This is a genomic window from Nonomuraea turkmeniaca (assembly GCF_005889735.1).
GTDB lineage: Bacteria > Actinomycetota > Actinomycetes > Streptosporangiales > Streptosporangiaceae > Nonomuraea > Nonomuraea turkmeniaca.
The window spans coordinates 1-6491 of sequence record NZ_VCKY01000381.1 but is presented as its reverse complement, the minus strand read 5'-3'; the positions used below and the strand labels follow the sequence as shown (position 1 = coordinate 6491).

Below are 6491 nucleotides of genomic sequence, written 5' to 3'. Positions count from 1 at the left end.
TCTTCGGGGTGGGGCTCGACGACACGCCGGGCGAGGCGCTGGCGGCGAGGGGCGGCTTGGCGGCGGACGAGTCACGGATGGCCTTGGTCGCGATGGTGCGGATCTTCACCCAGTCCGGATAGCCGGTGTTGATCAGCGGCGGCACGAACTGCACGCTCGTCACCTTCGCGTTCTTGACCTTCAGCGCGAGCGGCACCAGGTGGGAGAGCATGGGCCGCGGGATGTCGGTTCTGATCAGCTCCTTGGTGGCGAGCGCGATGCTGTTGAACTTGGTCAGCACCGTCCCCGGATTCGCCTCGTCGAGCAGCGCGCCGAGCACGCAGCGCTGGCGGCGCATCCGGGTGTAGTCGTCGCTGTTGGTACGCGAGCGGGCGTACCACATGGCGTCGGCGCCCTTCAGCTTGCGCGTGCCCGCCTTGACCAGGCCCTCGTTGTACTTGCCGAACACGACGTCCGTCTCCACGGTGATCGTGATGCCGCCGATCGCGTCGATGAGCCGGGCGAAGCCCCACATGTTGACCAGGGCGTACCAGTCGACCTTGAGGCCCAGCGTGTAGCCGATCGTGTCCATCAGGACCTTGGGGCCCTGCCGCTGCTTGCCGCCGAAGATCTCCGGGTGCGCGTCGGCGTACTCCCAGACGCTGTTGAGCAGGTCGCTGCGCCCGCCGGCGGCGTCGGGCGGCAGCCGGAACCCGTTGGGGAAACGCTCGGCCATGGGCGTGCCCGGACGGAACCGCACGTTCTCCAGGTTGCGCGGGAGGCTGAACAGCACGGTGTTGCCGGTCTTCACGTCCACACTGGCCAGGTTCATGCTGTCGGTACGCACGCCCACCCGGTGGTCGTCGGCGTCCCCGCCGAGGAGCAGGATGTTGACCCGCTGCCGCCCCGCCCACGGGTCCTCGGGCTTCGGCTGCGCCGCGGCCGGCGACTCGCCGTTGGACGGGCTCTCCTGGAAGATCTCGTTGAGCGTCTGCTGCGAGGTCCACACGAACTGCCCGACCCACCCGAACGGCACCATCACCACGACGGCGAGCAGCCCGGCCAGCGTGCCGGTGACGATCTGCCCGGCCTGTGGCAGCCGCCCCGGCCGCAGCACCACGAACGAGTGCACGATCAGGCCGAACCACGCCAATCCCAGGACCCCGGCGCCGACGATGATCGCGGTCAGCCGGGAGTTCTCGACCAGCGAGCCCGCGAGGTTGTCGAGGTCGTTCATCAGCCACACCGCGAGCAGCGCCAGTAACGCCGCGGCATAGCAGGAGATCAGGATGAGGCCGGTCTTGCGCCAGCCCGCGCGCAGGTGAGCCGCCCCCGGCACCAGTGCCGTGAGCACCAGCCAGCCGAGGACCTCGCCGGCGTTCGCCGGTCCCTTCGCCTGCTGCACGCCATCCCCGTTTCCCCGAGTGCCGACCCTAGGCCTGAATCGAGTCGGCAGCCTACGCATGGAATACGAAATATGTCTTTATCGGAGAGTGAACATCAGTAACCGAATAAAATTCGGGTATGCCCTTCTCTGGGATCGACCACGGCGTGGACGACCGAGTCGCCACCATCACATTGAACCGCCCCGATCGCCGCAACGCGCTCACCTTTACGATGCGAGAAGAGTTGCTGGAGGCGTTCGACCTCGCCGACGCCGACGCCGACGCCGACGTGCGCGCGGCTCATGGCCGAGCGGGCCGCGCGCCCGACATGGTGGAAGGCGTCACGGCGTTCCTGGAGAAGCGAGAGGCCGGCTTCCCCATGAAGGTGAGCAAGGATCTGCCGCCGAGTGTGCCCTTCCGGCCGGAAAATCCCTATGGTGGCTAGCATGTACGAGATCACCACGCTGCGCCTCCCGGACGACTTCGAGGGCGAAGTCGTCGCGACGCTGATCTCCAGGACCGCCGGATCCCGCAGGGCGGTGCTCTACCTGCACGGGTTCACCGACTACTTCTTCCAGGATCACCTGGCCGACCACTACGTCCAGCGCGGCATCGACTTCTACGCGCTCGACCTGCGCAAATACGGTCGCTCGTTGCTGCCGCACCAGACCAGGGGCCTGATCAGGAGCGTCACCGACTACTTCCCCGAGATCGACGAGGCCGTACGGATCATCAGGCAGGACCACGACGAGCTGACGATCAACGCGCACTCGACCGGCGGCCTGATCGCCCCGCTGTGGGCCGACCGGGTCCGCGGGCGCGGCCTGGTGCACGGCCTCGTGCTCAACAGCCCGTTCTTCGACCTGAACGTGTCCACGCCGCTGCGCGTCGCCGCCGACCTGCTGAAGACGCCGCTGTCGTACACGCGCAGGGCGCTCCCGCTGGGGATCAGCACCGTGTACGGGCAGACCCTGCACCGCGACCACCACGGCGAGTGGGACTACGACCTGGAGTTCAAGCCGCTGAGCGGTTTTGCCGTGCACGCCATGTGGCTGGCGGCCATCCGGCGGGCGCAGCGGCGCCTGCACGCGGGTCTCGCGGTGGACGTGCCGGTGCTGGTGCTCGCCTCGTCGACGGGCCTGCGGGTACGCGACTTCGTCCCGGAGGCGCGCTCGGCCGATATCGTGCTGGACCCGCGGCAGATCGCCCGCTGGGCCGCCTCGGTCGGGCCGCACGTCACCTGCGTACGCATCCAGGAGGGCCTGCACGACCTGGTGTTGTCCGCCGAGCCGGTGCGCAAGCAGGTGTTCGCCGAGCTCGACCGCTGGATGAACGCCTTCGTCTACCAGGGGAACGAGAACAGCCCGTAGTAGGCCGCCGCCACCATCAGCAGCCCGGTGCCGCCCAGCACGCCCGCGACCGCGACGTGCTGCCAGCGGCTCGGCTGCATGCCCTCACGCAGCGCCGACACGAACGCCGCCACCGCCGTGACCTCCTGGATCAGCATGAGCACGGCCAGCAGCCGCACGACCAGCCAGCCGGCCAGCACGGCCGGCCAGGCGCCCGCCTGGTTGATCGAGAACAGCACCAGCAGCATGATGAACGCCACCACCGACGCCAGCAGGCCCAGGCTGGTCCACGCGATCCTGACCAGCCGGCGCCTGATCGGCCGCCACAGGCGGGCGTTGCTCTCGACGGTGAGGTGGCCGCGGCCGCGCAGGCGGACGAGGACGGCGGCGACAGGGCCGGCCACGTAGCCGACCGCGGCCAGGCAGATCGTCAGGCCCAGCATCGTGCCGCCCGCGTACCAGGGGGCCTCGGGCACGTCGCTGGCCTCGAACCGCTGCACGGGGGTGGCGCCCGCCATGTGCACCGCCGGCTTCCCGGTGGCGGGCAGGCCGGTGATCCAGTTGGTGAGGGTCTCCAGATAGCCCTTGGTGAACGGCCCGCCGTGGACGCGCATGGCGTGGTCGCCCTTGGCCATGAACCGGATCGTGTAGTCGTCGTTGCCCGCCTTGTCCATGGCCGTGATGAGCGCCTTGGTGGACTCGACGAAGGGGATCGAGGGGTCGGTGGTGCCGTAGAACGCCAGGACCGGCTGCTTGATCTGGCTTAAAGCGGGCATCGCGTCGTACCGCAGGAAGTTGAAGCCGACCCCGCCCATCGCCCTGGTGAGCAGGTCGCGCGCGCCGACCGGGGCGCGCAGCCTGAGCAGCTGCTCGTTCAGCGCCCAGGCGACCTGACGTAGCGGAGAGACGTTCGGCGAGGACACCAGCACCACGAATCCCACCGCCGTGCTCTTGGCCGCCGCGATCGGCACCACCCAGCCGCCCTCGCTGACGCCCCAGATGCCCACCCGCGTGGGATCGACCTCGGGCAGCGTACGCAGGTACTCCACCATGCGCAGCGCGTCGTCCGCGAGCAGCGCGAAGTCGCGTTCGCGGAAGTTGTAGCCGATCGTGCGCTTGTCGAACGCGATCGTCACCACGCCCGCCTTGGCCAGGAACTCCGCCTGCGGCGTGAACTCGGTACGCGAGCCGTTGCCCGACCCCGACACGAACACCATCGCCGGATGCCGCCCAGGAGTCATGGGCATCCGCAGCGTGCCCTCCAGCCGCTGGCCCTCGGCGGAGACCGAGATCTCCCGCCGGTGGACGGAGGCGACCGCCACGACCGGCCGCGCCTCGCTCACCGGCTGTGGCGCGATCGCCTGGAACGCCGGCTCCGCCTTGAGCGGCGGCGGGTCGAACGCGGGCGGCAACACGTAGCCGACCGTCGCAAGAGCCACCAGCACAAGACCGGCGGCTACGCTCAAGGTGCCACGGCCCGCGCGCATCGGCCTCCCCATGTGCGTTGATTTGCCCGCTCCGATCGTCCAGCCTACTCCTGGCTGGTGGGACCATAGGGGCCGCTTTTGTCGGTGAGAACTGTTAGCTTCCTGCGACATGCGGATCCTGCACACCTCCGACTGGCATCTGGGTCGCACCTTCCATCGCGAGAGCCTGCTCGCGGGGCAGGCGGCCTTCGTCGATCACCTGGTGGAGACGGTGCGGGCCGAGCGGGTCGACGTGGTGGCCGTCGCCGGCGACGTCTACGACCGGGCGCTGCCGCCGGTCGACGCGGTCGCGCTCTTGGACGAGGCGCTCGCCCGGCTCGTGTCGGCGGGGGCGCGGGTGGTGCTGATCAGCGGCAACCACGACTCGGCGCTGCGGCTGCGGTTCGGGTCGGCGTTGTTCGAGGCGGCCGGGGTGCACGTACGCGCCGCGCCGGCTCTCTCCTGGGAGCCGGTGCTGGTGGACGAGGTGGCCTTCTACGGGATCCCCTACCTGGAGCCTGAGCTGGTCCGCGCGCCCTGGGAGCTGCCGGATCGCAGCCACACCGCCGCGATCACGTACGCGATGGACCGGATCAGGGCCGATGCCGCCCGCCGCCGCGCGTCGGTGGTGGTGTCCCACTGCTTCGTGACCGGCGGGCAGGCCAGCGACAGCGAGCGGGACATCAGCGTGGGCGGGGTGGCCCACGTGCCGCTGGCGGCGTTCGACGGGGTGGACTACGTGGCGCTGGGGCACCTGCACGGGCGGCAGCGTATGTCGGAGACCGTGCGTTATTCGGGGTCGCCGCTGGCCTACTCCTTCTCCGAGGCCGGGCAGGTCAAGGGGTCGTGGCTGGTGGACCTGGGGTCGTCGGTGGAGTTCGTGCCGGCGCCGGTGCCCCGGCCCGTCGCGCGGCTGCGCGGGGAGCTGGAGGAGCTCCTGGCAAATCCGAAATATGCCGACCTCGAAGGCCACTGGCTGCAGGTCACCCTCACCGACGCCGTCCGCCCCAAATCCGCCATGGACCGGCTGCGTGCCCGCTTCCCTCACACGCTCGCCCTCTCCTTCGACCCGGTCGGCGCCGTGCCCTCCGTCCAGCCCGCACGGCTGAGCGGGCGGCCCGAGGCGGAGGTCGCGCTCGATTTCGTCAGGGAAGTCCGCGGCGAGCCTGCCGCACCTGAGGAGGAAGACCTGCTAAGACAGGCCATCGAGGCGTCGAGGGCGAAGGAGACGATGGCGTAGATGCGGCCGCACCGGCTCACGCTGACGGCGTTCGGGTCCTTTCCCGGCACCGAGACGGTCGATTTCGACGTCCTGGCCGAGGCCGGCCTCTTCCTCGTCCACGGACCCACCGGGGCGGGCAAGACCACGATCCTCGACGCGCTGTGCTTCGCCCTCTACGGCCAGGTCCCGGGGCAGCGCAACAGCGCGCGCAGCCTCCGTTGCGACCACGCCCCGCCCTCGGCCGGGCCGTCGGTCACCCTGGAGGTGTCGATCCGGGGCCGCTTACTCCGCATCCAGCGCTCGCCCGCCTGGCACCGGCCCAAGCTGCGAGGCACGGGGTTCACGGAGGAGAAGTCCAAGGTCGTCGTCTCGGAGCGGCTCGGGTCCTCCTGGCACGGTTTGACGACCCGGCTGGACGAGGCGGGGGACCTGGTGGGCGGGCTGCTCGGCATGAACGCCGACCAGTTCTGGCAGGTGGCCATGCTGCCCCAGGGCGACTTCGCCAAGTTCCTGCGAGCGGACGGGGAGGAGCGGGCCAAGCTCCTGGAGCGGCTGTTCACGGTCAAGGTCTTCACGGCGGCGGAGTCGTGGCTCGCCGAGCAGCGCAAGCTGGCGTGGCGCGAGGCGCAGGAGCTCCGGCAACAGGTGGACTTCGCCATCCAGCGCGTGGAGGAAGCCGCTGGCGACGGCCTCCGCACGTCACTCACCCACCCGGCACCGGCGGAGACGCCACCGGATCCCGGCACCGACCCCCTGCGGTGGGCAGGGGCGTTGCTCGACGCCGCGCGGGCCGTCGTGGTGCGGACGGCCCAGGAAGACGCGGCGGCGGGGCAGGCGTTGCGGGCGGCACGCCTGCGTTTCGACCAGGCCACCGCCCTCGCCGACAGGCAGCGCCGCCACGCCGAGGCGCTCACCGCGCGCCGCACGCTCGACGAGCGCGCGGACGAACGCGCCGACCTGCAGGCCATTCTCGACGACGCCGCCCGAGCGGACCGCGTGATCCCCCTCATCACCGCGACCAGGCAACGCGAGGAAGCCGCCGCCAAGGCCCGCACCATGGCCGCCGACGCCCTGTCCCGGGCCCGCCCCC

General features: G+C 70.5%; 6 protein-coding genes. 4 read left to right on the top strand and 2 right to left on the bottom strand.

Features of this window, described 5'->3' with window-relative positions; genetic code table 11:
- Positions 1-1384, bottom strand: a 1384-nt coding sequence (locus tag ETD86_RS51665) for an LCP family protein (protein ID WP_246149483.1), incomplete at its 3' end; no start/stop codon positions are given.
- 119 nt (positions 1385-1503) lie between these two features.
- Here ETD86_RS51665 and ETD86_RS51660 point away from each other — a divergent pair.
- Together ETD86_RS51660 and ETD86_RS51655 are read left to right on the top strand one after the other, a co-directional pair.
- Positions 1504-1809 (top strand): hypothetical protein, encoded by a 306-nt coding sequence (locus tag ETD86_RS51660; RefSeq protein ID WP_138673944.1) that lies wholly within the window; start codon positions 1504-1506, stop codon positions 1807-1809.
- 1 nt (position 1810) lies between these two features.
- A complete protein-coding gene (locus ETD86_RS51655) occupies positions 1811-2734 on the top strand; it encodes an alpha/beta hydrolase (RefSeq protein ID WP_138673943.1) in 924 nt (307 codons plus the stop codon).
- Here the strand turns inward: ETD86_RS51655 and ETD86_RS51650 are convergent.
- Positions 2707-4200 (bottom strand): alpha/beta hydrolase family protein, encoded by a 1494-nt coding sequence (locus tag ETD86_RS51650; RefSeq protein WP_138673942.1) that lies wholly within the window; start codon positions 4198-4200, stop codon positions 2707-2709. The genes ETD86_RS51655 and ETD86_RS51650 overlap by 28 nt on opposite strands.
- 109 nt (positions 4201-4309) lie before the next feature.
- On the opposite strand from ETD86_RS51650, the gene ETD86_RS51645 reads away from it, so the two are divergent.
- Complete coding sequence (locus tag ETD86_RS51645; RefSeq protein ID WP_138673941.1) at positions 4310-5419, top strand: exonuclease SbcCD subunit D; 1110 nt, start codon at positions 4310-4312, stop codon at positions 5417-5419.
- On the top strand, positions 5420-6491 hold a 1072-nt coding region (locus ETD86_RS51640), incomplete at its 3' end, for an AAA family ATPase (protein WP_138673940.1). It lies immediately after the preceding gene.

What these genes read in the sequence shown, in the direction of transcription:
- ETD86_RS51660 (WP_138673944.1), top strand. Translation starts at nt 1,504, where the DNA reads ATGCCCTTCTCTGGGATCGACCACGGCGTGGACGACCGAGTCGCCACC.
- ETD86_RS51655 (WP_138673943.1), top strand. Translation starts at nt 1,811, where the DNA reads ATGTACGAGATCACCACGCTGCGCCTCCCGGACGACTTCGAGGGCGAA.
- ETD86_RS51650 (WP_138673942.1), bottom strand. Translation starts at nt 4,200, where the DNA reads ATGCGCGCGGGCCGTGGCACCTTGAGCGTAGCCGCCGGTCTTGTGCTG.
- ETD86_RS51645 (WP_138673941.1), top strand. Translation starts at nt 4,310, where the DNA reads ATGCGGATCCTGCACACCTCCGACTGGCATCTGGGTCGCACCTTCCAT.